This is a genomic window from Bradyrhizobium sp., from assembly GCF_049691595.1.
Classification (GTDB): Bacteria; Pseudomonadota; Alphaproteobacteria; order Rhizobiales; family Xanthobacteraceae; genus Bradyrhizobium.
The window spans coordinates 1-1,537 of the sequence record NZ_JBAVNZ010000062.1 but is presented as its reverse complement, the minus strand read 5'-3'; the positions used below and the strand labels follow the sequence as shown (position 1 = coordinate 1,537).

The 1,537-nt window shown below is 64.1% G+C and carries 2 protein-coding genes; both read left to right on the top strand.

From position 1 onward, the window contains the following. Positions 1-667 (top strand): thiamine pyrophosphate-dependent enzyme (locus tag WCE35_RS02855; protein WP_424591830.1); only part of this gene is annotated, 667 nt, incomplete at its 5' end. A gap of 58 nt (positions 668-725) precedes the next feature. Then, positions 726-1,537 (top strand): formyl-CoA transferase (frc, locus tag WCE35_RS02850; RefSeq protein ID WP_424591829.1); only part of this gene is annotated, 812 nt, incomplete at its 3' end.

Sequence of the window (1,537 nt, the reverse complement as noted above, 5' to 3'; positions counted from 1 at the left end):
GCTCAATGCGGTGGAGACCAAGCGCGACGACAACATTGCCAAAATGGCGCCGCGCCTGATGAACAACAATTCGCCGATGGATTATCACGGCGCGCTCGGCGTGCTGCGCACCATCGTCAAGGAGCGGCCGGACGCCATCCTCGTCAACGAAGGCGCCAACACGCTCGACCTCGCGCGCGGCGTCATCGACATGTACCAGCCGCGCAAGCGGCTCGACGTCGGCACCTGGGGCGTGATGGGCATCGGCATGGGCTATGCAATTGCGGCTGCGATCGAGACCGGCAAGCCGGTGCTGGCGATCGAAGGCGACAGCGCCTTCGGCTTCTCCGGCATGGAGGTGGAGACGATCTGCCGCTACCATCTTCCGGTCTGCGTCGTCGTCTTCAACAATGACGGCATCTATCGCGGCACCGACGTCAATCCGTCCGGCGGATCGGACGTCGCGACGACGGTGTTCGTCAAGGGCTCGCGCTACGACAAGATGATGGAGGCGTTCGGCGGCGTCGGCGTCAACGCGACGACGCCGGATGAACTGAAGCGCGCGGTCAACGCCGCGATGGATTCCGGCAAGCCGACCCTGATCAACGCGGTGATCGATCCGGCGGCAGGCTCCGAGAGCGGCCGCATCGGCAACCTCAATCCGCAAAGCGTGCTTCGCAAGAAATAGCCAAGCCTCAACCCATACCCCCTGCGCGCGCAGGACAGACACAATACGGAGCAAGATGATGACAAAGGCGCTCACGGGCGTTCGTATTCTCGATTTCACCCACGTCCAGTCGGGGCCGACCTGCACGCAATTGCTGGCCTGGTTCGGCGCCGACGTGATCAAGGTCGAGCGTCCCGGCGTCGGCGACATCACCCGCGGGCAGCTGCAGGACATCCCCAATGTCGACAGCCTGTATTTCACGATGCTCAACCACAACAAGCGCTCGATCACGCTCGACACCAAGAACCCCAAGGGCAAGGAAGTCCTGACCGCTTTGATCAGGAGCTGCGACGTGCTGGTTGAGAATTTCGGCCCCGGCGTGCTCGACCGCATGGGCTTTCCCTGGGAGAAGATCCACAGCATCAATCCGAAGATGATCGTGGCGTCGATCAAGGGGTTTGGTCCCGGACCCTACGAAGACTGCAAGGTGTATGAGAACGTCGCGCAGTGCACCGGCGGTTCGGCCTCGACCACCGGCTTCCGCGACGGGCTTCCGCTCGTCACCGGCGCGCAGATCGGCGACAGCGGCACCGGGCTGCATCTCGCGCTCGGCATCGTCGCCGCGCTGTACCAGCGCACCAGCACCGGCCAGGGACAGAAGGTCACTGCGGCGATGCAGGACGGCGTCTTGAACCTCGCGCGCGTAAAACTGCGCGACCAGCAGCGCCTCGCCCATGGCCCGCTGACGGAATACAGCCAGTACGGCGAAGGCATTCCGTTCGGCGACGCGGTGCCGCGCGCCGGCAACGATTCCGGCGGCGGCCAGCCCGGCCGCATCCTGAAGTGCAAGGGCTGGGAGACCGATCCCAACGCCTACATCTATTTCATCAC